The following is a 23,762-nucleotide window of genomic DNA, read 5'->3' on the forward strand; positions in this document are numbered from 1 at the left end:
GGATCAGCTCGCCGAGCTGGCCGCGAGCCGTCGAGAACGCCTGCGGGCGTTGACATGTCGGCCGTAGACGATGCCGAGGAAGGCGGCTACCGCTTCGGACGCGAGCTGGCAGCGCAGCGTGGCGATGGTGTCGAAGGCGTGGTGGGCGTTGGGCAGCTCGGCGTAGGACACCGAACCGGCACCGGCCGCGCGCAGCGACGTGCAGAAGGCCCGGGCCTGTGCGCTGGGGACGACGGCGTCGTTCTGGCCGTGCAGCACGAAGAACGGCGGCGCGTCGCGATGGACGCGGAATATCGGTGAGGCGTCGCGGAAGAGCTGCGGGTCGTCGGCCAGCCGCTGCTGCATGACGACATGTTCGAGCAGCGGCATCATCAGGCCGTGCATGTTCTCGACGGTGGTCAGGTCATAGACGCCGTAGTACGGCGCGGCGGCCTGGACGCTGGTGTCGGCGTCCTCGAAGCCGGGCTGCAGCCGGGTATCGTCGGCGGTCAGGGCCGCCAGCGAGCACAGGTGGCCGCCGGCTGATCCGCCGGTGATGGCGATGAAGTCGGGGTCTCCGCCGTAGTCGGCGATGTGGGCCCGCACCCAGGCGATGGCCCGCTTGACGTCGACGATGTGTGCGGGCCAGGCGTTGCGGGGGCTTCGGCTGTAGTTGATGGACACGCAGATCCAGCCGAGTTCGGTCATCCGGGTCATCAACGGGTAGCCCTGGCCGCGCTTGTCGTTGATGGACCATCCCCCGCCCGGGACGTGGATGAGGACCGGAGCCCGGTGGCCGTCGGGAAGGTCGGGACGGCGCCAGACGTCCAGAAGATGGTTGCGCCCGCCCGGGCCGTAGGAGATGTTGGTGGTCTTCTGGGCGTAGCGGCCCCGGTGACGCATGGCGTCGAGGACCACGGGAAGGCTAGGGCGGCGCGCGGTGTACGGCTCCAGGGGGTGGTGCACCCTGTCGGCGTAGACGTCGCCGAAGGTCTGCTGCAGGGCGGCATCCAGGACAGTGTCGGCACGCTGGACCGCCAGCGCCGCAGCCGCCTTTTCCAGTGGTGAGGGGACTGCCGAGAGGGCGTGACCGGTGACGACGTGCGGGGCGAACTCGGCGGCGACCCAGCCGAGCAGCCAGCCTGCCGCCGCGGGTGAGCCGCGAAGCAGCAGCGATCCAGTGTGGTAGGCCCGCGCGCACTGCGCGGCTACCTGCTCGATCGGACTGCTCATGAGCGATCGGACTCCCTTGGCACTTAGGCAATCTAAGGCGTTTGCCCGGCTTGAGCGGAGTCACGCAGGGTTAGCGTGTGCCGCCCGTCACACCATAGCGAATTGCCCGTGGCCTCAACGACATTTCTCCCCCACCGTTCGCTGCGTGCACCGTTGCCGCAGGCCAGAAGCCCGGATCGCCGACACGATCGCGGTAGCTCGTCCCACCAGCAAAGTGAATTCTGGGTTGACGGACGGTATCCAGCGACACCATTGACAGGAAACGCGGAGTAGACGCACTGACGATTTGTAGATGCTTCTCAACGACTGGAACCCGCCCATGGCGGTCGGCGGGACCATCAGTGCCCCAACCCGGCGCCGGTTCGCCGCCGCCGCGCCGCCGCCGCACCCCAACGACGCAGCCCAAGCCAGGGTGTTTGCCGAGCTCATGAAGGCGGAGATCGCCGAGTTGGACCACCTCATCGACATCGCCGCAGCGCGTTGGGCCGACCGGGTGGACGCCGGCTGGGGCAATGCGCGCACCCCGGAACCGGTGCTGCGGCTGCGCGCCAAACGCGCCGAGGTCCAGCGGTTCCTGGACAGCCTCTACTCGCGGTTCGCCGCCGACTGATTTCGCCTCAGCCAGATTCGAAACCGTGGGCATACCTACCCGGCAAACATGGCCGACTACACTCTGTCCACGCGCTGCCTCCGTAGCTCAGTTGGATAGAGCAAGGGCCTTCTAATCCCTAGGTCGCAGGTTCGATTCCTGCCGGGGGCGCTTACGGTTCAATCGACACAGTGCGATCTTATGGTCATACTTATGACCATGACGGAAGTCAGCTCGCTCGCAGAGACCAAGGCCCGCCTGTCGGAGTTGGTGGCCCGTGTCGGCGAGCAACACGAACGGGTCACCGTCACGGTCCACGGGCGTCCCGCGGCAGTCCTTATCGCTGTCGACGATCTGGAGTCGCTCGAAGAGACCATTGCGGTCCTATCCGACTCTGCCGCGCTGCGCGCATTGAGCGAGGCCGACGCCGAACTAGCCCGAGGCGAAGGAGAAACTGAGGGCGATCTCGCCGCAGCGATGCAGGCCCGTCGAGCCGGGAAGTGACCGATCAGCGCTACGAATTGATCGTCGCCCCGACCGCCAGGAAACAACTGGCCGAAACCCTGACCGGTGCAGTGGCCTTCGCAGCATATGAGTTCATCACTGGACCGCTGCTCGACAACCCACATCGAGTCGGCAAGCGATTGCGACCGCCGCTCGAAGATCGTCACAGTGCCCGCCGCGGAACGTATCGCGTGATCTATCGGATTGACGACGAGCAGCGGCGCGTGACGGTCGTGGGCGTGTTCAGCCGGGCAGACGCCTACCGAAACCCCTGACGGCCGCGCGCACCTTCTGACTTCAGATAACCCCAAGATTCCCCCACACCCGACTACGCGAAACTATCCCGGTGCACGCGGCAACGGCGGTCCAAGCGGCGGTGATGTTCGTCGCCACCAACATCGACGACCTCGTCGTTCTCGGCGTGTTCTTCGGCCGGGCCAGGGGCAACCGAGCTGCGACCGCCCGCGTGGTCATCGGGCAGTACCTCGGGTTCATCGCGATCCTGGCCATCTCTGTACTCGGCGCCCTGGGCGCCCAACTCCTGCCGGATACCGCGGTCGCCTACTTCGGCCTGCTGCCGCTGCTGCTGGGCATCAAGGCCGCCTGGAACGTCTGGCGGCACCGCGGCGAAGACGATGACGACTGGGACGCCGATGCCCGACCCGGCGTCGGCATCGCCACGGTGGCCGCCGTGACGATCGCCAACGGCGGCGACAACATCGGCGTCTACGTTCCCGTCTTCGCCGCCGCCGGGCCAGCCGGCATGCCGGCCTACGTGATCGTGATGCTGATCGGGGTCGGGCTGTGGTGCGCCCTGAGTCAGCGCATCGCCACCCACCCAGCAGTCGCCAGGGTTCTCGAACGCTGGGAGCACATCCTGCTGCCCGTCGTTCTCATCGGCATCGGCCTGGCCGTGCTCATCGAGGGCGGGGCGTTCGGACTCTAAGTGCTCCAGCGTTTCTCGACGCGCGCGAGCTTCCAGTAGGTCACCGCGCACAGCCAGGTGACCGCGAACAGTCCGACGATCACGAACCCGGCATTGTTGAGGCTGATGGAGCTGATCCACGTGGTCACTGGATCGGTGAGATCGAGGTCGTCGTGCAGCACCGACACCAGCTCGATGGTCCCGATCAGTAGCGCCACCGCGATCGACAGGCTGGTGATCGTGAAGTTGTAGTAGATCTTGCGAATGGGGTTGGCGAACGCCCAGTCATAGGCCACCGTCATGAACAGTCCGTCGGCGGTGTCCATCACGCTCATGCCCGCGGCGAACAGCACCGGCAACACCAGCACCGCATACCAGGGCAGCCCGGCAGCGGCCCCCGACCCGGCCAGCGCCAGCAGCGCCACCTCGGTAGCGGTGTCGAAGCCCAGCCCGAAGAGCAGGCCCACCGGGAACATTCCGATCGGGCGCTTGATGCGCTTCATGATCGGACGCAGGATCCGGGCCAGCAGCCCACGGTTGTCCAGCGCCCCTTCGAGTTCCCGCTCGTCGAACTCGCCGTTGCGCAGCGCGACGAACACCCGCCAAATGCCGATCAGCGCAACGATATTGATCGCAGCGATGAGGTACAGGAACCCGCCAGAAGCCAACGTCCCGGCCAGGCCCAGCCCTCGGCGCACCGGCGAATCGTCGTCGAGAAGGGTGCTCACCGCTTTGGTTCCGGCGATCACCAGCACGGCCATCACCAAGACCATCGCCGAATGTCCCATGGCGAACCAGAATCCGACCGACTTCGGCTTGCTGCCGTCAGCCATCAGCTTGCGGGTGGTGTTGTCGATGGCGGCGATGTGGTCGGCATCGAAGGCGTGCCGCAGTCCAAAGGTGTACGCCGTCACGCCCAGCCCGACGCCGAAGACCTCCGCCCCCACCTGGTAGTGGTTGGGCGCGACGAACATGAGCAATGTGGCGAAGCCGATGATGTGCAGTGCGGCGATCACCGCAATGAGAACACCGACCTCCAACCAGTCCCGTCTGGTCCAGGCGGCGACGAACCGTGCTTTCGGCATGAGACATCCTTCAAGGGAACTGCGCCCCGTCGTGGGTGAACGCGAACGGCGGGGTCTGGCTCCCGTCGGCGCCGCACTCTGACGGCTCCGTCGGACACAGTGGCGCTACCGCACCGGAATGACACCGGTTTCCGCACCCGCTCGCGACGAACCTCAGCAACATATCGGATGCGTTCCCCCCAGCACGAGGTGCACAGCAGATCCCCAGGGAACCACGTCGCCCACCGTGCCGACTAATGGACCGGTGGCAGCACTGCCACCGGTCCGGAGGAAAGGTCAGCGCACCGCAATGATGAACAGCAGCACTACCGGCAAGGCAGCACGGGTGATCGGGTACGCCTCGGCTCTGAGCGTGGCCGCCATGCTCGCCGCGGCGCCGGCATGGGCGCACGTCCACGTCGACGCCGACCACACCACTCCCGGGGACGACGCCGTTCTGACCTTCGCCGTCCCCAACGAGTCCGACAAGGGAGCGGCCACCACCGAGGTGAGCGTCGCACTCCCAGACCTGACCGAGGTCAGCGCCGAACAGATCCCCGGCTGGACCGCGCGCCTGGATCGCAATGTCGCGGCCGGCACGGTCAAGGCCGTCACGTGGACAGCGGCACCCGGCGCCGGTATCGCTCCCGATCAGTTCGCCCTGTTCCGGGTCGCCGTCATGCTCCCGAAGGGTGACAGCGCCAGCTTCCCCACCACCCAGACCTACAGCGACGGCACCGTCGTGCACTGGGATCAGCCCACCCCGGCCGGCGGTGCCGAACCCGAACATCCCTCTCCCACACTGGCTTTGAAGGCCGAATCCCATGACGACGCCGCCATGTCCATGCCCATGTCGACCTCTGACAACACCTCACGCTGGCTGGCCGGGGCTGCGCTCCTCGTCGCCGCGGCCAGCCTGGTGGTCACGCTGGTGACCCGGCGCCGGTCGTGAAGTCGGCGGCAGCGGCCGCGCTGGCAACACTGTCCGTGATCGCACTGGTGGGTGCGCCGGTGGCCTCTGCGCACGCGGTGCGCATCGCCACCGAACCGGCAGCCGACGCCGTCCTGACCACCGGACCCACCCAGGTCAGCGCCACGTTCAACGAGCGGTTGCAGACGACGTTCTCGGCCATGACGGTCGTCGGGCCGGACGGAAATCTGTGGTCGACCGGAGAGCCCCAGCTGCAGGGCGCCGTCATCTCACTCGGCGTCCTGCCGCTCGGCCCGGTCGGCACCTACACGGTCAACTACCGGGTGACCTCCGCCGACGGGCATGTGGTCTCGGGCTCGTGGCCCTTTCACCTCAGCGTCGCCGGGACCGGCAAGCCCGGCCCGTCGGCCTCAGCGACCGGCAACGCGTCCACGTCCATTCCCATCTGGCCGTTTCTCCTGGCCGCCGCCCTGGCCCTGCTCGGCGGTGGAACGTGGTGGTTCCTGCGAAGATCCTGACGATCTGGCCCTTGTTCATCTTTTCACGTAGACAGACGATCAGATGAGCCATACGCTCGGCACTCGTGCCCTCCTCGCCGATCGCCGCCGCACCGACTAGCGGCTTTGCCCAGTTTCGGCGTTCCCTGTCGGGGGCTGACCGACGGTCACTGTTCGGGATGTACGGCTTCATCATCGCCCTGCACCTGATCGGCTTCGGGGTCCTGTTCGCCTTCGTGGTACCCGAGCACTACCGGCTCGGCGGCGATCATCCGGTGTTCAGCGTCGGCGTCGGAATCCTGGCCTATACGTTCGGATTACGGCACGCATTCGACGCCGACCACATCGCCGCGGTGGACAACACCACCCGCAAGCTCATCGCCGACAATCTGCACAACAGTGTGGACCGCAAACCCCTCTCGGTCGGATTCTGGTTCTCCCTGGGCCATTCCACCATCGTGTTCACACTGGCCTTCCTGCTCTCGGTGGGCGTGCGGGCGCTCGTCGGCCCGGTCGAGGACGAGAACTCCCCGCTGCACACCATCACCGGCTTGATCGGCCCGTCGGTCTCCGGGGTGTTCCTCTGGATCATCGGAATCCTGAATCTCATTGCCCTGCTGGGGATCATCAAGGTCTTCCGCGAGCTGCGGCAGGGCCGCTACGACGAGGCCGAGCTCGAAAAGCAGCTGGACTCGCGCGGTTTCATGAACCGCTTCCTGGGTGGCCTGACCAAGTCGGTGACCAAGCCGTGGCACATCTACCCCGTCGGCGTGCTGTTCGGCCTCGGCTTCGACACGGCCACCGAAGTGGGGCTGCTGGTGCTGGCCGGCGGCGCGGCCGCCTTCAACTTGCCCTTCTACGCCATTCTGGTGCTGCCGATCCTGTTCGCTGCCGGCATGTGCGTGATGGACACCACCGACGGCGTTTTCATGAACTACGCCTACGGCTGGGCCTTCGCCAAACCCGTCCGCAAGATCTTCTACAACCTGACCATCACCAGCCTGTCGGTGGCTGTCGCCCTCATCATCGGCACGATCGAACTCGTGGGCGTCATCGCCGACCGGCTGCACATCGAATCCGGGCCGCTGGCCGCGATTGCCGCCATCAACCTCGATTACGTCGGGTACATCATCGTCGCGCTGTTCCTGGTGTCCTGGCTGCTCGCCATGTCGATCTGGCGATTCGGCCGCATCGAGGAACGCTGGGCCGCCAATCTCTAGTGCAGCGTGAGCCAGGCCAGGCTCAGTCCGCCGAAGACGACGCAGTAGATCGCGAACGGCGTCAGGGTGCGGGTCTCGAAGTACCGGGTGAGGAATCGCACTGCCAGGTAGGCGGCGACGAAGGACGCCACGCTCCCGGCGATCACCTGACCGCCGATGCCATCGCCCGCCGGGCCGAACAGGTCGGGGATCTTGAAGACGCCGGCAGCCAGGATGATCGGCGTGGCCAGCAGGAATGAGAAGCGGGCGGCCTCCTCGTGGGACAGACCGCGCCACAGCCCGGCGGCCATCGTGACACCGGAGCGGCTGATGCCCGGCAGCAGCGCCAGGATCTGCGCGCTGCCGATGAGCACACCCTGGGGCAGCGGTTGGCGGGCCAGACGCTCGTCGATGTCGCCGCCCACCGCCGGCGCCGGGGTCGCCGCGCGCCGCAGCCGCTCGGCACCGTAGAGCAGCAGGCCATTGGCGATCAGGAAAGCCGCGGCGGGAATCGGCTTTCCCAGGGTGGTGCGGAACAGATGGTCCAGCGCCACGCCGACCAGCCCGACCGGGATGGTCGCCAAAATGATCTGCCACGCAAGCCGTTCGGCGCTGGTGGCGATGCGCCGGTGACGCACCGAGGAGACGAACCCGCCGACGATCGAGACCCAATCACGCCAGAAGAACACCAGCAGCGCCGCTGCCGTCGCGACATGCAATCCGACGATGAACGCCAGATACGGCGACTGGGGTGCCGAGACGTTGAGATCCCGCGCCCAGCCCCCGCCGACCAGAGCCGGGACCAAGACGGCGTGGCCGAGGCTGGAGACCGGGAACAGCTCGGTGACGCCTTGGAAGAGGCCGACGACGACGGCTTCGAGGTAACTGAGGTGGGAACTCATGAGAAGTGGGTACGCCCTTGTTTCGCTGTCTCGACGCGCTTCGGTGCGACGCTCGGCCCTGCGAAAACTACCGCGACGGCACGGCGTGGACCAACTGCTCACAGCGACTTGCCAGCCCCGGTTCGCCGGGGGCGCGGCGGTGGTCAGATACCCGCTATCACCGGTCGCAACCTCAGGGACTACGTTTCTGCTGGGGCGCTGGACGAACTACTCAGGAGGCACCAGTGAGCGACCACGAAGTGAAAATGATCATCCTGTCGACCGACGACCTCGATGAGTCGATCCGCTTCTACGGCGACACCCTGGGCATGGCAGTGAAGTTCCGCGACGGCACCCATTTCGCCGCACTCGACGGCGGTCCCATCACCCTGGCCCTGGCCACCGAGATCGACCACCCGATTCCCGGTCAAGTCGTGGTCGGCATCAAGACGGCCGACGTCGACGCCGCCGCCAAGGCCGTCGAGGAGAGCGGCGGCGGGATCGTGAAGGGCCCCTACGACGACGCCCATGAGCGTCGTGCCGTCGTCTATGACAACAAGGGCAACGGCATCGTGTTCTACAGCCCGCTCAAGCGTTAGGCCGGTCCAGCTACCACGGTGTCACCGCCGCCGACCCGCTTGACGCTGTACATCGCCTCGTCCGCCCGACGCAGGATCGCATCCAGTTGGGGGCGCGACGCGGACAACGATTCCCAGGCGACGCCGATGCTGCACTGCAACGGCAACCCTTCTGCGTCACGAAGATTCAGGCTGCGCACCCGGTCCACGAAACCGTCGAGGTCGGATCCGTTCGCGAGCGCGGCGACGAGCACGAATTCGTCACCACCGATACGGGCGGCGATGTCCTCGGCGCGCACAGCTCGCGTCAGCTGGCGGGCGGCCGCGCGCAGCATGGCGTCGCCGCTGGGATGTCCATGGTCGTCGTTGAACTGCTTGAACCCGTCGAGGTCGATCACGACCACCACCAGGACTGTGCCGGGCTGACTTCTGTCCAGGAGCGCGTCTGTGCCCGCGTACAGTCCGCGGCGGTTCAGCAGCCCGGTCAGCGGATCACGATTGGCCACGTCGGCCGTGGCGCGTAGGCCCGTGCGGGTGCCCTGGATGGCCACCGCCGCGATCACCGGCATCACCACCACCGTGGTCATCGCCGGCAGGAAGTACAGCGAGAGTTCGGCCAGCGTCGCGCCGTCCCAGCGCACGCCCATCCAGGTGAACGCGGCGATCACCGCGGTGCCGAACAGACAGTGCAGGCGCAGCACGCGGTAGCCCAGCAGCACCGCCGCGAACACCCCGAGCAGGCACATGTACACCGCACCTGACAACCGCGCCTCGGGTGCCGCAGCACAGCAGCCGACGCCGCCAGCGCGACATCCCCCCACCCGACGAACAACATCGCCGACCGGTATCCGGGCCACGGCCTGGCCAGCCACGCGACACCGATGACAACTGCGGAGACCAGCAGCGCGAGGTGAACGAATCGGGCGAGCACACCCTGCGGCCCGAGCGGCTGGATGCTGTGGAACTGCTCGACCGCGCTGAGCAGACCCAGACTGATGCACGCGACGCCGATGAAGACCCTGATCGGGCCAAGGTAGCCAGTGTCGCGCAGCACCGCCGTAGAGGTGGCGAACTCCCGTTCACCCATCGGGTGAGGTTACCCCAGGCCCTCCGCGGCGGTATACGCACGCCAGCCGCCGTGCTGGCTGATCTCACGCTGTCCCTCGACCAGCGCCGGCTCACCGATCACGCCGAGAACCGTTGCGCCGTCGGCGAGATTGACCTTCCCGATCGACAGGCCGGGTGGTTCGTTCAGCAGGATTCCCGCCAGCCCGGCGGCCGGCACCGACCACACCTCGACCGCGACCGCCACCCCCGAGCCGTCGGTCACCCTGATCATCGCGGGGTGCTCGTCGTTGATCGTCCAGATCCGGTAGACGGGTTCGGTGGTCGTCTCCCGGATGAACGTCGCACCGGCGGCCGCCATGTTCGGCGACAGCTTGAGTCCGCGCATCAGAGTTCCGTTGACGGCCAACAACACTGCGCCGCCGTCGGTAACGTCCGGCGCGGGCTCGGGCACCGCATCGCCGACGATCCGGGTCCCGGAGGTGCCGGCCAGGATCGCCGGAATCTCCTCGGCGGCGCCGATGACACCGGTGGCACCCGGAGTGCCGGCGACGAAGTCGGCGACGGCCTCGACCTTGGGTTCCATCGAGCCCTTGCCGAACTGACCGGAGGCGATGTACTGCCGGGCCTCGTCGACGGTGATGGTGTCGAGCCACGTCTCCTCGGGTGTGCCGAAACCGATCGCCACCCGCGGTACACCGGTCGGGATCATCAACAGCTCGGCACCCAGATCATGGGCGAGCAGACCGGAGGCAATGTCCTTGTCCACCACGGCTTCCACACCGGTCACGGTGCCGTCGGCGGCCACACTCACCGGGATCCCACCGCCGCCGACGGCCACCACGATCGCGCCGTCGTCCAGCAGCTTGCGGATCAGCTCGGTCTCCAGGATAGCGGTCGGCCGGGGCGAGGCCACGGTGCGGCGCCACCCTCGCCCGGCGTCCTCGGCGATCGTCCAGCCCAGCGCCGCCGCCAACTGCGTGGCCTTGGTCTGCTCCAGGAACGATCCGACCGGCTTGGTCGGATTCTCGAAGGCCGGGTCGTCCAGGCTGACCACCGAATGCGTGACGACGGCGACCACCGGCCGCGACAGCCCTCGACGGGCGAGTTCGTTGCGCAACGCCTTGACGAACATGTACCCGATGGCACCCTGGGTGTCGGCGACGGCGTAGTCGACCGGCACCGGGTCGACCTCGTCGGACGCCAACTCCGAACGACGCAGGATGAAGCCGACCTGCGGTCCGTTGCCATGGGAGACAACGAGTTTCCAGCCCTGCTCGACCATGTCGATCAGCGGCGGCACGGTACGGCTGACAGTGTCGTACTGCTGCGGGATGGAGTCGTGCTCGGCATCGGTGACCAGAGCGTTGCCACCGAATGCGACGATTGCGGTTCCCACACTCACTCCAGTCCTGCCGCCAGCGCGGCCAGTGCATCGTTGAAACAGTCCATCGGTGCGGTGGTGATACCGGCACCGATCTGGCCGACACCGGCCTGCCGGTGCGCGATACCGGTGTTGATGATCGGCAGCACACCGGAGTCCACCACCAGCCGGGCGTCGATTCCGGCGGGTGTGCCACCGAAGTTCAACGGCGGCAACGTGAATGCCGGGTTGGACCCCAGCGTGATGGTCAGCATCCGGCGGCTGTTCGCGGTCGCATCGGCCGGGGTGCCCCCGACGAACTGGACGATCGCCGGCGAGGCGGCCATCGCGAACCCACCGAGCCCGTTGGTCTCGGTGATCGCGGAGTCACCGAGGTCGGCGGCGGCGTCATCGACCGTGTATCCCGGAAAATACAGTCCGTCAACGGGATTGGCCGGCGCCTGGAACCATTGGTCGCCGGTTCCGGACAGCTTGATGCCGAAGTTCACCCCGTTGCGGGCCATCACAGTCACCATGCTGCTGCCTGGCACCCCGGCGGCGGCATCGGTCATCGACTTGCAGGCGGCCATCGAGATGTTGAGGAAGAAGTGGTCGTTGCTCGCGACGAATTCCAGTGCCCGGCGTACCGCATCGGAGGGCACATCGGAGCCCAACAGCGACAGCGTGAGCCGCTTGAACAGCAGCGCCGAGGCTGCCGCGTTGCGATTGTGCAGCTCGTCACCCATGTGAAGGGCCTGTGCCATCAGAGGTTTGAGGTCCGGATCGGCCAAGCCGCGCACCGCGATCTGCATGGTCGAGAAGAAGTCGGTGCCCAGCCATCGCAACCGGTCCAGCACATCCGCGGAGTTGGCGCCAAACCGCAACACCTTGCCGAGACCTTCGTTGAGGTTGCAGTAGGCCCGGTTTCCGGCTGCAGTGTTCTCCACCACCCACACCGGCATCGACGGGCTGATGATGCCGGCCATCGGGCCGACGGCACTGTGTTCGTGGCACGGCTCCAGCGCCACCGCGCCACTGGCAGCGAGCTTCTCGGCGGCCGCCAGATCGTCGGCCCATCCTTCGTAGAGGATCGCTCCGGCGATCGCGCCCTGCTGTGGTCCACACATGTCCGGCCAGGCGATCGGCGGCCCGGAGTGCAGGATGCGCCGCTCCCCCGGGCCCAGCCCGGGAATCGCCTCGGTCGCCCGGACCAGGTCGACCAGCCGGGGCTGAGCGGCCAGATAGCGGTCGTAGGCGGTGCGGTTGGCCTCCTCGATGCGGGGATCACCGACCAGCGTGGCCAGCGTCCAGCCCAGTGCCGCATCCGCTCCCGCAGGTGGCGCCCAGGTGATGTTGGTGACCCGGCCGCCGGCGGCGGTGACATTGTTGGCGAAGCCCTGCAAGCCGACGTTGACGACGTTGAGGTCTTCTTCGAACAGCTTCTTCACGGGGTGACTCCTTGGCGCTCGGCGATCAGTGCCGCCGACCAGACGGCCGCCTCGGCGTTGCTCGAAGCCACCAGTACACCGGCCGCCTTGAGACCGGCGACGGCCTTGGCGCGGTCCTGGGGATCCAGGTCGGTACCGCAGACATAGCCGATGAAGGCGACGGTGCGACCTTCGGCGCGGGCCTTGGCCTTCGAGCTGCCGATGATCGAGATCAGTTCGGCGGTCGGGTCATCGGCGCTTCCGTACCCGAGCACCACGTCGAACAGCACGACCGCCGTGGTTGGGTCGGCGACTTCATCGCGGATGCGGGCATCCTTCTGCGACGGGTCGATCATGGGATGTGGTCTGCCCTGGGTGAATTCGTCATCGCCCATGTCGACGATGGTGTTCTGGACGCTGGTGCGGATGTCGGTCAGCGCGGCGTTGCCCGTCACCGGGGTGTTGGAGTACGCCGAGATGTCGCGGGCCCGGTGCACCAATTGTGCTTCGTAGCAGAAGGTGCCCCCGGAGAAGATGCCGCGCACGTAGCGCTGGCTCGGAGCCATCGACCGGGCCAGATCGCTCAGGACGCGGCGCACGTCATTGGAGATCACGATGTCCCCGGTGCGCGGCTGGTCCCCGCGCGCCAGGTCGACGGCCATATCGGCCGCCTGTGCCAGGTAGGCCGCGCCGTACACGCCGTTGCGGGTGACCGAGGTGGGATCAGCGCCGAGGAAGATGACGACGACGGGCTTGTCGCTTGCTTCGGCGGCGGCGAGGACCTTTGCCGCGACGTCGGGCGACGGGGGTTTGGACACCAGCACGATCACCGAGGTGCCAGGGTCGGCGCCGAGCGCGGCCAGTCCGTGCAGCATGGAGATGCCCCCGATGGCGTCGGCCAGATCATGTCCGCCGGTGCCCAGCGCCTGCGAGATCCCCGAGCCGTTCTGGTGCACCCGGACGGTGACCTCCTGGGTGCCGGTGCCCGACGCGCCGACCACGCCGATCGGGCCGCGCCGCACCACGTTCGCGAAACCGAGCGGAATGCCGTTGACGATCGAGGTGCCGCAGTCCGGACCCATCACCATCAGGTCGACCTCACGGGCGTATTGCTTGAGCGCGAGTTCGGCTTCGGGGCTGACGTTGTCGCTGAACACCATGACGTCCAGACCCAGCCGCAGCGCCTTCATCGCCTCGGCGGCCGCGTAGTCGCCGGGGACCGAGATCAGGGCGAGGTTGAGCGCCGGGTCCTTGGCCACGGCGGTCTGGATGCTGGTGACCGGTGCCGCAGCAACGGCCTCATCACCTCCGCCGCCGGATGCGGCCGACAGCAGCGAGTCGGCCAGTGCGAGCGCCTCCGCGCAGGCTTCCTCGGTGCCCGAGACGGCGACGACGAGGTCGTTGGGCCGCACCTCGAAGGTCCCGAGACCCGCCTGGGCGAGGTTGACCACATTGGTGGCCGAGGCCATCACCACCGAGGCGGCGGTGATCCCTTGCACCGAGGTGACCTGTGCCGAGACCGTCATCAAGGACACCGAGTCCTTGTAGAGGTTGGGGTAGAACCGTGAACTGGTGGCCATTCGTCAGGACACCGCGGCCAGGAAGCGCTCGGAGTCCGAGACCCAGCCGAAGATCCCGCCCTGGGCCTTGATCATCTCCAGCGCCACCCGCTGGAACTCAGGGAAATAGGAGGCCACACCGTCGGAGAGCACCACACATTCATAGCCGCGATCATTGGCCTCTCGCACGGTGGTGTGTACACACACCTCGGTGGTGACACCGCAGACCACCAGGGTCTTGATGCCGCGGTCGGCGAGGATCTGGGCGAAGTCGGTGGCGTGGAAGGTTCCCTTGCCGGGTTTGTCGATCACGGGTTCACCCTCGATGGGGTAGAGCTCGTCGATGATGTCGTGGCCCTGCTCGCCGCGCACCAGGATCCGGCCCATGGGGCCGGGCTCACCGATGAAGGTCTTGCCGCCGCGGTGCAGCTTGGCGCTGGGACAGTCCGACAGGTCGGGGCGGTGCCCTTCCCGGGTGTGCACCACCAGCATCCCGATCTCGCGGGCGCGGTGCAGCACCCGCTGGATCGGCTCGACGGCTGCGAGCAGCAGCGAGGTGTCGTTGCCGAGCGCTTCACCGAAGCCGCCGGGAAGGACGAAGTCCCGTTGCATGTCGATGATGACCAGCGCGGTGCTGTCCACGTCGAAGTCCAGGGGGAAAGGTTCTGCGTCGATCGTGGGCATCAAAAGTCCCTTCTGACAAGCACCGGAGCTGGGCCGCTCAATTCAATCGCAACTATCAGCTCTGCGCCTGCCGTCATTAGGGGCGGCGTGGCTACGTGGCCACCGGCCGATCGGCGGGAACAATGGGCGCATCGTGCCCCCGGCCTCGACCCGCACGCGACGTCGTGCGTCGCGCAGAGACTTTCGCCCCGACATCGAAGGGTTGCGGGCGGTTGCGGTGCTCGCGGTGGTCGCCTTCCACGCCCAGCTGGGTCTGCCCGGCGGGTTCGTCGGCGTCGACGTCTTCTTCGTCATCTCCGGATTCCTGATCACCCGGCTGCTGATATCGGAGTTGTCCGACACCGGCGAGCTGAGCCTGTCCCGGTTCTACGCGGCGCGGGCTCGGCGACTGTTGCCGGCCGCCGGAACGGTGCTGGTGATCACCGCGGTGGGCGCAGCCGTCCTGTTGCCGCCGTTGCAGGCTCGGACGGCGCTGGGTGACGCGGTGGCCAGCGCACTGTATGTGGGTAACTACCGGTTCGCGATCCACGGGACCGACTATCTGGCCGACGCCCTGCCCTCACCCTTCCAGCACTACTGGTCGCTGGGTGTGGAAGAGCAGTTCTACCTGGTGTGGCCCCTGCTGATACTGGCCACCGCGTGGTTGGTACACCGCCGCCGGGCGCGCCTGTCAGTGCGGCCGTTCGCCGCCGCGCTGTCGGTGGTAGCAGCGGCGTCCTTGGGGCTCGCGCTGCTGTGGACACACAGCGCCCCGCCGTGGGCGTTCTTCGCGCTGCCGTCGCGAGCGTGGGAGCTAGCCGTCGGCGGGCTGGTCGCCTTATCGGCACGGCAATCCCGGCGGCTCGCACCAGGTTGGGCCGCGGTGGCCGGATTCGGCGGGCTGGGTCTGGTGATCGTGGCGTGTGTGCGGTTCGACGAGCACACCCCCTATCCGGGGACGGCGGCGCTCCTTCCGGTGCTGGGCACCGCGTTGGTGATCGCGGCGGGGTGCGCGACGCCAGGCCGCGGCGTCGGCCGTCTGCTGTCGGTGCCCTGGATGCGCGCGCTGGGCCGGCTGTCCTACTCGTGGTACCTGTGGCACTGGCCGGTGCTGGTATTCGTGCCGCTGCTGGTGGGCCATGGGTTGGGCGTGCCGGGGCGGCTCATAGCGGTATCGGCGTCCTTCGCGCTGGCGGTGCTCACCTTGCGGTATGTCGAGCGGCCGGTGCGCTACTCGATTCCACTGCGCCGCTCGGCGGGGCGCAGTCTGGTGCTGGGCAGTGCGGTGACGGCCGTGGCCGTGAGCGCGGCACTGCTGTTGCCCAGCTTCGTACCCACCTCGGTGGGCCAGGGCAGGCCGGCACCCGCAGCCATGGTGGAGCCGAGCGGGCTGGGCCGCACCGATCCGCTGACCGACGCGATAGCGCGGATCGCGGCCGCGGTGACGGCGTCGGCTGATCGGCACGACGTGCCATCCAATCTCACTCCCCCGCTGGCCGAGGCTGCCACCGACAAACCGGCGGTGTTCGTCAACGGGTGTGTGCGGTCGTGGCGCGAAGTCGGGGTTCCGGACTGCGTCGCCGGGGCGGCCGACAGTGCGACGACGGTGGCGCTGGTCGGCGACTCCCACGCCGCGATGTGGCAACCAGGACTGGAACCTGTTGCCGAACAACAGCATTGGCGGCTGGTGACGATGGCTAAGATCACCTGCCCCCTGCAGGACGTGGGGATCATCAGCCCGTATCTGGGCCGGGAGTACACCGAATGCCAGACCTGGCGGGGCCAGGTGCTGGCGCGGCTGCGTGCCGAACGGCCGAAGCTGGTGGTGCTGGACATGTCGCGACGCTACGGCGCCGACTTCGGCTTCACCGCCTATGACCGGGCGTGGCTGGGCAGCCTCAAGGACCTGGTGACGCAGGTGCGGGCGACGACGGGCGCCCGGGTTCTGGTGCTGGGCCCGGTTCCCGACCCGCACTCGGTGGTCCCGGTGTGCCTATCCGCGCACCTGGCCGACACCCGCGACTGCACGCCCGCGCGGCCGGCGGCCTTGAACGCCAACGGGATTGCCGCCGAGGCTGCCGCTGTCCGCTCGGCCGGCGGCCAATACGCGGACGTGTCGAGGTTGTTCTGCACCGAGTCCGTGTGTCCGGTGGTCATCGGCAACGACCTGGTGTTCCGGGACGACAATCACGTCACGGTCCCGTACGCCAGCACACTGGGCCCGGTGCTGGGGATGATCGCGGACGCGGCCCTGTCCCCCCGCAGCTGAACCGCGCGTTGCTAGCCTCGAGTTCGTGTCTGACTTGGTGCTCTATGAGGTGCGCGATCGTGTCGCGCTGATTACCGTCAATGATCCGGACCACCGCAACGCGGTTACCGATGCGATGTCCCAGCAGTTGCGCGACGCCGTCGAGGCCGCCGAGGCCGAGGCGCACGCCGTGGTGGTGACGGGCGCAGGCAAGGCATTCTGCGCCGGTGCCGACCTGTCGGCTCTGGGCGCCGCCGCCCGCGAAGGCCTCGAACGCATCTATGCCGGCTTCATGGCCGTCGGGCGATGCACCCTGCCGACTATCGCCGCCGTGAACGGCGCGGCCGTGGGCGCGGGCCTCAACCTGGCGCTGGCCGCCGATGTCCGCATCGCCGGGCCGCACGCCCTGTTCGACCCCCGGTTCCAGAAGCTCGGTATCCATCCCGGTGGCGGCGCTACCTGGATGTTGCAACGCGCGGTCGGTCCGCAGGTGGCGCGCGCCGCGCTGCTGTTCGGGATGCGCTTCGACGCCGAAACCGCCGTCCGCCATGGATTGGCCCTCGAAGTCGCCGACGACCCCGTCGCGGCCGCACTCGCACTGGCAGCTGGACCGGCCTCGGCACCGCGCGAGGTCGTTCTGGCGACCAAGGCCTCGATGCGTGCGACCGCGATCCCCGGTTTCCTCGACACCGACCATCACGCAGCCGCCAAGGACATCGAACTGGGGCCGCAGGCAACCTCGATCGAGTCGCCTGAATTCAAGGCCCGGCTGGCTGCTGCTCAGCAGAGGTGAGCTAGGCGGCCGCCTCGATCTCCGCGGCGTCACCGGCCGGTGCACCAGGCGCAGGTGGCGCTACCGACTGATAGTGCGCCCCGGTAGGTGTGGTGAATTGCGTGGCGTGCCTGCCACTTTCGTCGGACACAGTGGTCACCGACCAGCCGGGGTTCTCCTTGGTGTAATTGCAGGCCTCGCACAGGCCTTGACCGTTGGCGACGCTGGTCTCCCCGCCGGCGTGGCAGGGTGTCACGTGGTCGATGTGGCGGATCGGTGCATCGCAGTACGGGGTGCGGCACCGCTGATCGCGTAGCGCGATGAAGGCCGCCATGCCCTTGGGAAAATGCCGCGCTCGGGTGTCCATGGCCACCAGCGCCCCGCTGACCGGACGTGCATACAACCGTCGCAGCGCGGCGCGCGAGCGACTATCGCCGAGCGCGTCACGGATCATCGTCTGCGCCACCGCCGAGGGCACCGGGCCGTAGTCGGCGATCACCGCCGAGTCCTGGCGCACCCCGAGCAGGGCCTGATCGGAGATCACCACATTGACCGTCACCGGCACCGGCACATCGGCGGCACGGCCGGTGACCCGCTCGACGAGGGCATCGGCCATGATCTGCCCGCGGGAGCGACCGTCGAAGCAGGTATCGGCCTGGCGCTTGAGCGCGGCATACACCGCCACGCCCTGGGCCACCGGCAAGAGCGCACTCAGATGGGTCATGGTGTCCGGGGCGGGTCGGATCGTCACACACCGATCGGCCGGAGCCCTGGCGGCGCGCTCCACCACCGCGCGGGGGTCGAGCCGGTAGGCGATGGCCTTGGCCGCGGCCACCAGAGCAGCGTCGCCAACCCCGTCCAGCTGCGACCGGTCGGCGCACAGTTCCGCATCGAACCGGCGCCGGTCCTCCACCTGCAGGCACGCCGATTCGCGCACCAGCAGGGTGGCCCGCCACTCCGAGAGCGCCCCGGCTTCCAACGCAGCCAGCGTGTGCGGCATCTCGTGGACCAGCGCGCGCGCCAGCCCCAGATGGCGGCCCCCGCGGGCGGGCGAATCCCGGCGAGCCAGCGCCACTTCTGCACCCACTCCCTTGCCGCGGCGTGCCGCCGGAACCCCCGCGGCAGCCTCCGCGCAGCGGCGGGCACCGTCCAATGCGACCGTCAATCGGGCCTGCCCCGCGGCCGCGGCCGCCTTCAGGCGCTCCAGCGCCGCGATACGCTCTACCAGCACCGATTCGTCGGCGACGGTGTCAATCTCCAGAAGTTCTTCGAACATGTGTTCGACACTAAACGACCCCGCCGACGGATTTGGACCAGACAAGCCACGCTCTCACCTACAGTCCAAAATGTGACGCAGAGCACATGTCGATGTTCCCGCTCGATCGGCCGCGTCGGAGCACTCGGCTTCGCCCTCGGAGTGGGAATCGCGATCGCGAACGGCCCGGCGATCGCTGCGGCCGACACCGGCTCGTCCACCGCCCACTCGGCCCGCCACTCAGCCGCGGCGTCGGACAACCAGACTGCACCCCACCGCAGCCGCGTCATGCAGGTGACTGCCCGTCCGGCCACCACCGTCACCAGCCCCCGTCGGCCGGTCGTTCCGAAGACGGCGGCCACGCTGTCCGATGTCGTCGGCTACGCCCGCCGGGAGATCCAACGAACATCGCAGCCGGCGCCGACGATCGGTACCGTGAGCCCCACTGCCACTCAGGAGGTCACGGTTCTGCAGGATCAGGGCAACACGCTTCCGCCCAGCGTGCTCGCCACCGCCGATCAGCTCAAGGCCGAGAAGCTGGTCACCCAGATCGCGAATTCGCCGATCATGCAGCTGGCCAAGGTGGTGCTCAAGGCCGGCTGGTGGCTGGCCGCGAAGAAGAACTTCGCCGCTGTCGGCGGACCCGACGCGGCCAACATGGCTCAGCTCGATCAGGCCGTCACGGAGTACGCCAATCAGGCCGCCATCGAAGTGCTGCTGCTGAACTCGAACAACCCGAAGATCCTCCAGCAGGTCAATCCCCCGCACGATTGGTATCAACAGAACTTCTCCGGCGCACGGATCTGGTACGACAACCCCGACACGATCTACCGCTTCGTCGGGGTGAACACCGCGTCGAAGTACGTCATCACCGGACGGTTCGCCGGGGCACTGCCGGCCGACACCAACTTCAGCGTGCTCACCGGGTTGAGCGGTAGCACCGCCGACAACATCAACGGCAGGGACCTGGCGCTCAACCCCGATGGCTCATTCACCATCACCGCCGATTCCACCCCTACCGTCCCTGGGCAGTCGAATCATCTGTACCTACCACCGGGCACCACGCTCATCACCACGCGAAACACCTTGGCGGACTGGACCTCTGAAGAGCCGATGAGTCTGTCTATCCTGCGCGTCAGCGGGCCGCCGGACAGCCTGTTCAGCCAGATCGGCGGGTTCGCGATCCCCGGCATCGGCCCCCTGGTGTCATCCAGCCCGGTTCTCACCACACTGGTGTCGGCCATCCCGCCGATCCCGGCGCCCCGCCTCCTGCGATCGGTGGAGGCGGCGACGATCATGCTGCTGCTCGGCATCAGCGGCGAGAACACCTACATGTCATTGGCCACCACCGATCCGGTGACGGGCCAGCCCAAGCAGGCCAACGTGTTCACCGATCCGTCCCGCCAAGCCTCTTTCCTGGCAACACAATTGCAGAGCACCGGCTACTTCCAGCTTGCCAATGACCAGGCGCTGGTCCTCACCATCGACCCGGGCAGAGCGCGCTACTTCAGTGTGCCCGTCACCAACGACTGGACCATCACCAACAACTACTGGGACCAGCAGACCAGCATGAACGTGAGCCAGGCCGTTGCCAATGCGGACGGCACCTACACGATCGTGGTCTCGCCGACCGATCCCGGCTTCGCCAACTGGGTTTCGACGGGCGGGCTCAACCAGGGCACGATGGCGATCCGCTTCCAGGACTTCGACCCCACCAGCACCGCCGACCCGACCGTCAGCTCCTACGTCGTGCCCATCAGTGCGCTGAGTCTGCCCGCAATCCCCTATGACCGTCAGGCCCAGATCGCCGCGCGTCACATCGGATACAACAAGAGGTACTCGCCGTATCCGCAGGCCTAACAGTCCAGCAGTGCGGTCTCCGGCGCCTCGATCAGGCTTCTCAAGTCGGTGAGGAATGCCGCGACCTGCGCCCCGTCGGCGATCCGGTGATCGAAGGCGCATGTCAGGGTCATCGTCGGCCGCGCAACCACGACGTCATCGACGACCACGGCGCGCGGCCGAAGCGACCCCATGCCGAGGATGGCCGCTTCGGGATAGTTGATGACGGGCACGCCCTGGTCGAGGCCAAGGGCACCGAAATTGGACACGGTGAACGTGGAGTTCCCGAGCTCGCGCGGGCCCAAGGTCCCGGCGCGGGCCCTGTCGACGAGTGTCTCGACGGCAGCGGACAGTTGCCGAGTGGTCAGGGTCTGCGCGTCGGCGATCACCGGCACCACCAGGCCGCGCTCGGTGGCCACCGCCACCCCAAGCCGCACTGAGGGATGCAGCTGAATCTGTTGAAAACCTTCACCTTCCACCCAGGTGGAGTTCAGCACCCGATGACGCCCCAGCGCGATCAGCAGCATCCGTAGCGTCAGCACCAACGGGGTGATGCCCAGCCGGTCGCGTAGCCGCAGCAGCGCCGAGCAGTCCACCTGAACGCTGGCATGCGCATCGGGGATACGGCTGCGCGACAGCGACATCTGCGTGGCCATCCGGGCCCGAACACCCTGCACCGCGATCGTGTCGGTACTTACCGCGGCTTCGACGTCGTCGCGGGTGACGATGCCGTCGGTGCCGGATCCCGGCGTCAGACTGTCGAGATCGACGGACAGCTCAGCCGCCAGCTTGCGCACCTTCGGCGCGGCCCGCACCCGCCGGCTGCGGTCCAGACCGTGGTCGGTGCCGTAGCCGACGAGAACCGGTGTGCGCGGTTCCGGCACACCGGTGTCGATGCGCACCAACAGCGTTCCCACTGACAGGGTTTCGCCTTCGGCCCCGCCGAGCGCGACGATGCGGCCCGAGTAGGGGCTCGGGATCTCGACCTCGGCCTTGTTGGTCTCCACCGTGCACAGGGTTTGGTTGAGTTCGACGACGTCGCCCACCGAGACGGCCCAGGAGGTGATCGTGGCGTCCAGCAGACCCTCGCCGAGGTCGGGTACCAGGAAGTCGCTCATGGCCGTCGCATCGCTTTCTCGACGCAGTCCAGTAGCCGGTCGACACCGGGCAGCCAGACCTTCTCCATGCGCGCCGGCGGGTACGGGGTGTCGAAGCCGGTGGCGCGCAGCACCGGCGCCTCCAAGTCATAGAAGAGTTCCTCGGAGATCCGGGCGGCCAGTTCGGCGCCGAAGCCCAGCGTCCGGGGCCCTTCGTGCATGATCACCGCCCGCCCGGTCTTGGTCACCGAGGCTGCGACGGTGTCGAAGTCCAGTGGGCTCAACGACCGCAAGTCGATCACTTCCAGGTCGAAGGCGGCGATGTCGGCCGCCCCCAGGGCGGTGGCGACCAGACCGCCGTAGGTGAGCACCGTGACGTCGGCACCCGGACGGCGCACCGTCGCGCGGCCGATCGGCGGTGCCGGTTCGACCAGATCAACGGCTTCCCGTCCCCAGTAGCGGCGTTTGGGCTCCAGGTAGATGACGGGGTCGCGGGAGGCGACGGCGTGGCGCAGCAGCCAGTACGCATCCGACGGCGTGGCCGGTACCACCACTTTCAGGCCTGCAGTGTGCGCCCAGTACGTCTCGGTGGATTCCGAATGGTGTTCGACGGCACCGATACCGCCGAAGGACGGGATGCGCACCGTCACCGGCATGTCCACCTGGCCCCTGGTGCGGGTCCGGTACTTGGCGAGGTGGCTGACCATCTGATCGAACGCCGGGTAGGAGAACCCGTCGAACTGGATCTCCGGGACAGGGACAAACCCGCGGATCGCCAACCCGATCGACATGCCGATGATGGCTGACTCAGCGAGCGGGGTGTCGAAACACCTTTGCGTGCCGAAGGTTTCAGTCAACCCCTCGGTGATGCGGAAGACGCCGCCGAGCTGTGCCACATCCTCGCCGAAGACCAGCACGCGCTCGTCGGCGGCCATCGCGTCGTGCAACGCACGGTTGATCGCCTGCGCCATGGTCAGCGTGGTGACCTCCGGCAGGTTGCTCATCAGGGCCGGCGGCTCGATGATCTGGGTCATCTCAGCACTCCCTCGCCATCTCGGCCAGCAGTTCTTCGCGCTGGGCGGCCAGCAGTGGCGTGGGCTCGGCGTAGACGACGTCAAACAGCTCCCCCACGTCCGGGTCGGGGGCATCGACCACAGCAGCACGGAGTTCACCGCGCAGCCGTTCTGAGCGGGCGGCCACCCGGTGCTCCAGCCGATCGTCGAGTAGGCCGAGGCTGGCCAGATAGGTGCGGAATCGTGCGATCGGGTCGCGGGTGGCCCACAGCGCCAACTCCTCGGCGGGCCGGTAGCGCGCGGCGTCGTCGGAGGTGGTGTGCGGGCCCATCCGATAGGTGATGGCCTCGATCAGCGTCGGACCCCCGCCGCCCCGAGCCCGCTCGGCGGCTTCGCTCATCACCTGGTAGCAGGCCAGGACATCGTTGCCGTCGACGATCACCCCGGGCATGCCGTATCCGCCGGCGCGTTCAGCGATCGACGGCCCGGCGTACTGCCGGCTGGCCGGTACCGAGATGGCCCACTGGTTGTTCTGGACGAAGAACACGCACGGCGCGTTCTCCACGGCGGCCAGGTTCAGCGCCTCGTGGGTGTCGCCCTCGCTGGTCGCGCCGTCTCCGATGAACGCGACCGTCACGCTGTTCTCGCGCAGACGCTGGGCGGCCATCGCCGCACCCACCGCGTGCGGGGCGTGAGTGGCGATGGGAATCGAGATGGGCGCACAGCATTTCGCCGTGAAATCGAGTCCGCCGTGCCAGGAGCCCCGCCACACCGCGGCGACCTGGGCCGGTGCGATCCCGCGCACCAGGAACACGCCGAGCTCACGGAACTGCGGGAACAGCCAGTCGGTCTTGCGCAGGCAGGCCGCGGCGCCGACCTGGGCGGCTTCCTGCCCGCGGCACGAGGCGTAGAGCGCGAGTTCACCTTGCCGCTGCAGGTTGACGAACTCGGCGTCGAGGTCGCGGGTGAGCACGAGGTGTTCGTACAGCCAGTTCAAGGTTTCTGGCGGCAGCCGGTAGTCGGATTCCGCCGTAGCGGTTCCGTCCGGTGCGATGAGTTGCACCAACTGACCCATGCCGCC

23 protein-coding genes and 1 tRNA gene are annotated in these 23,762 nt (G+C 67.7%); 12 read left to right on the plus strand and 12 right to left on the minus strand.

The features are described 5' to 3' along the window. Positions 1–3: 3 nt before the first annotated feature. Positions 4–1,212, minus strand: a complete 1,209-nt coding sequence (locus tag G6N35_RS10500) for an alpha/beta hydrolase (RefSeq protein ID WP_163804201.1) — start codon at positions 1,210–1,212, stop codon at positions 4–6. Positions 1,213–1,504: 292 nt separating this feature from the next. On the opposite strand from G6N35_RS10500, the gene G6N35_RS10505 reads away from it, so the two are divergent. From G6N35_RS10505 to G6N35_RS10525, 5 genes are all read left to right on the plus strand, one after another. After that, positions 1,505–1,822, plus strand: a complete 318-nt coding sequence (locus G6N35_RS10505; RefSeq protein ID WP_163804202.1) for a hypothetical protein — start codon at positions 1,505–1,507, stop codon at positions 1,820–1,822. A gap of 76 nt (positions 1,823–1,898) precedes the next feature. Continuing rightward, positions 1,899–1,972: transfer RNA gene (locus G6N35_RS10510), tRNA-Arg, on the plus strand. A gap of 48 nt (positions 1,973–2,020) precedes the next feature. Beyond that, complete coding sequence (locus G6N35_RS10515) at positions 2,021–2,305, plus strand: type II toxin-antitoxin system Phd/YefM family antitoxin (RefSeq protein ID WP_246224271.1); 285 nt, start codon at positions 2,021–2,023, stop codon at positions 2,303–2,305. Then, the gene (locus G6N35_RS10520; protein ID WP_163804204.1) at positions 2,302–2,580 is read left to right on the plus strand and encodes a type II toxin-antitoxin system RelE family toxin; all 279 of its coding nucleotides are present in this window, start codon (positions 2,302–2,304) and stop codon (positions 2,578–2,580) included. Before G6N35_RS10515 ends, G6N35_RS10520 begins: the two co-directional genes overlap by 4 nt. Before the next feature lie 71 nt (positions 2,581–2,651). After that, positions 2,652–3,251, plus strand: coding sequence for a cadmium resistance transporter (locus tag G6N35_RS10525; protein WP_197748417.1), 600 nt, complete (start codon positions 2,652–2,654; stop codon positions 3,249–3,251). Here G6N35_RS10525 and nicT (G6N35_RS10530) read toward each other — a convergent pair. Then, a complete protein-coding gene (gene nicT, locus G6N35_RS10530) occupies positions 3,248–4,315 on the minus strand; it encodes a Nickel transporter NicT (protein WP_163804205.1) in 1,068 nt (355 codons plus the stop codon). The two genes, G6N35_RS10525 and nicT (G6N35_RS10530), sit on opposite strands and share 4 nt — an antisense overlap. A 289-nt stretch (positions 4,316–4,604) precedes the next feature. On the opposite strand from nicT (G6N35_RS10530), the gene G6N35_RS10535 reads away from it, so the two are divergent. The 3 genes from G6N35_RS10535 to nicT (G6N35_RS10545) all read left to right on the plus strand — a co-directional run bounded on the left by G6N35_RS10535 (position 4,605) and on the right by nicT (G6N35_RS10545) (position 6,942). Beyond that, positions 4,605–5,246 (plus strand): YcnI family protein, encoded by a 642-nt coding sequence (locus tag G6N35_RS10535; protein WP_163804206.1) that lies wholly within the window; start codon positions 4,605–4,607, stop codon positions 5,244–5,246. Then, positions 5,243–5,743, plus strand: coding sequence for a copper resistance CopC family protein (locus tag G6N35_RS10540; RefSeq protein WP_163804207.1), 501 nt, complete (start codon positions 5,243–5,245; stop codon positions 5,741–5,743). Before G6N35_RS10535 ends, G6N35_RS10540 begins: the two co-directional genes overlap by 4 nt. Before the next feature lie 65 nt (positions 5,744–5,808). Then, the gene (nicT, locus tag G6N35_RS10545; protein ID WP_246224272.1) at positions 5,809–6,942 is read left to right on the plus strand and encodes a Nickel transporter NicT; all 1,134 of its coding nucleotides are present in this window, start codon (positions 5,809–5,811) and stop codon (positions 6,940–6,942) included. Here the strand turns inward: nicT (G6N35_RS10545) and G6N35_RS10550 are convergent. Continuing rightward, positions 6,939–7,823: an undecaprenyl-diphosphate phosphatase gene (locus G6N35_RS10550; RefSeq protein WP_163804208.1), complete on the minus strand. Its 885-nt coding sequence runs from the start codon at positions 7,821–7,823 to the stop codon at positions 6,939–6,941. The two genes, nicT (G6N35_RS10545) and G6N35_RS10550, sit on opposite strands and share 4 nt — an antisense overlap. 224 nt (positions 7,824–8,047) lie before the next feature. Between G6N35_RS10550 and G6N35_RS10555 the strand changes: the two genes are divergently transcribed. After that, a complete protein-coding gene (locus G6N35_RS10555) occupies positions 8,048–8,401 on the plus strand; it encodes a VOC family protein (RefSeq protein ID WP_163804209.1) in 354 nt (117 codons plus the stop codon). Here the strand turns inward: G6N35_RS10555 and G6N35_RS10560 are convergent. From G6N35_RS10560 to G6N35_RS10580, 5 genes are all read right to left on the minus strand, one after another. Then, positions 8,398–9,252, minus strand: coding sequence for a GGDEF domain-containing protein (locus G6N35_RS10560; protein WP_163804210.1), 855 nt, complete (start codon positions 9,250–9,252; stop codon positions 8,398–8,400). The two genes, G6N35_RS10555 and G6N35_RS10560, sit on opposite strands and share 4 nt — an antisense overlap. 224 nt (positions 9,253–9,476) lie before the next feature. After that, entirely contained in the window at positions 9,477–10,844 is a 1,368-nt protein-coding gene (locus G6N35_RS10565; protein ID WP_197748419.1) for a carbamate kinase, read from the minus strand. Positions 10,845–10,846: 2 nt separating this feature from the next. Beyond that, entirely contained in the window at positions 10,847–12,256 is a 1,410-nt protein-coding gene (locus G6N35_RS10570) for a YlbE family protein (RefSeq protein WP_163804212.1), read from the minus strand. After that, entirely contained in the window at positions 12,253–13,815 is a 1,563-nt protein-coding gene (gene fdrA / locus G6N35_RS10575; RefSeq protein ID WP_163804213.1) for an acyl-CoA synthetase FdrA, read from the minus strand. The genes G6N35_RS10570 and fdrA overlap by 4 nt, the downstream gene beginning before the upstream one ends. A 3-nt stretch (positions 13,816–13,818) precedes the next feature. Next, positions 13,819–14,478, minus strand: a complete 660-nt coding sequence (locus tag G6N35_RS10580; RefSeq protein ID WP_163804214.1) for a cysteine hydrolase family protein — start codon at positions 14,476–14,478, stop codon at positions 13,819–13,821. Positions 14,479–14,611: 133 nt separating this feature from the next. Here G6N35_RS10580 and G6N35_RS10585 point away from each other — a divergent pair, with 133 nt between their 5' ends. Both G6N35_RS10585 and G6N35_RS10590 read left to right on the plus strand, forming a co-directional pair. Continuing rightward, positions 14,612–16,726, plus strand: a complete 2,115-nt coding sequence (locus G6N35_RS10585; protein ID WP_246224273.1) for an acyltransferase family protein — start codon at positions 14,612–14,614, stop codon at positions 16,724–16,726. A 25-nt stretch (positions 16,727–16,751) separates the two neighbouring features. Beyond that, complete coding sequence (locus tag G6N35_RS10590; protein ID WP_163804215.1) at positions 16,752–17,498, plus strand: enoyl-CoA hydratase; 747 nt, start codon at positions 16,752–16,754, stop codon at positions 17,496–17,498. A gap of 1 nt (position 17,499) precedes the next feature. Here G6N35_RS10590 and G6N35_RS10595 read toward each other — a convergent pair whose 3' ends face one another. Then, on the minus strand, positions 17,500–18,753 hold the full coding sequence (locus G6N35_RS10595; protein WP_163804216.1) for an HNH endonuclease: 1,254 nt from the start codon (positions 18,751–18,753) through the stop codon (positions 17,500–17,502). Positions 18,754–18,825: 72 nt separating this feature from the next. Here G6N35_RS10595 and G6N35_RS10600 point away from each other — a divergent pair, with 72 nt between their 5' ends. Next, positions 18,826–20,592 (plus strand): DUF1214 domain-containing protein, encoded by a 1,767-nt coding sequence (locus tag G6N35_RS10600; RefSeq protein WP_170313124.1) that lies wholly within the window; start codon positions 18,826–18,828, stop codon positions 20,590–20,592. Here G6N35_RS10600 and G6N35_RS10605 read toward each other — a convergent pair. Genes G6N35_RS10605 through pdhA form a run of 3 tightly spaced genes read right to left on the minus strand, consistent with a single transcriptional unit; the run spans position 20,589 to position 23,756 of the window. Continuing rightward, entirely contained in the window at positions 20,589–21,689 is a 1,101-nt protein-coding gene (locus G6N35_RS10605) for a dihydrolipoamide acetyltransferase family protein (RefSeq protein WP_163804217.1), read from the minus strand. The two genes, G6N35_RS10600 and G6N35_RS10605, sit on opposite strands and share 4 nt — an antisense overlap. After that, a complete protein-coding gene (locus G6N35_RS10610) occupies positions 21,686–22,702 on the minus strand; it encodes an alpha-ketoacid dehydrogenase subunit beta (protein ID WP_163804218.1) in 1,017 nt (338 codons plus the stop codon). Before G6N35_RS10610 ends, G6N35_RS10605 begins: the two co-directional genes overlap by 4 nt. Before the next feature lies 1 nt (position 22,703). After that, a complete protein-coding gene (pdhA, locus tag G6N35_RS10615) occupies positions 22,704–23,756 on the minus strand; it encodes a pyruvate dehydrogenase (acetyl-transferring) E1 component subunit alpha (RefSeq protein ID WP_179967342.1) in 1,053 nt (350 codons plus the stop codon). Between the last annotated feature and the right edge of the window lie 6 nt (positions 23,757–23,762).

Origin of the sequence: Mycolicibacterium anyangense (genome assembly GCF_010731855.1) — a bacterium.
GTDB classification, from domain to species: domain Bacteria; phylum Actinomycetota; class Actinomycetes; order Mycobacteriales; family Mycobacteriaceae; genus Mycobacterium; species Mycobacterium anyangense.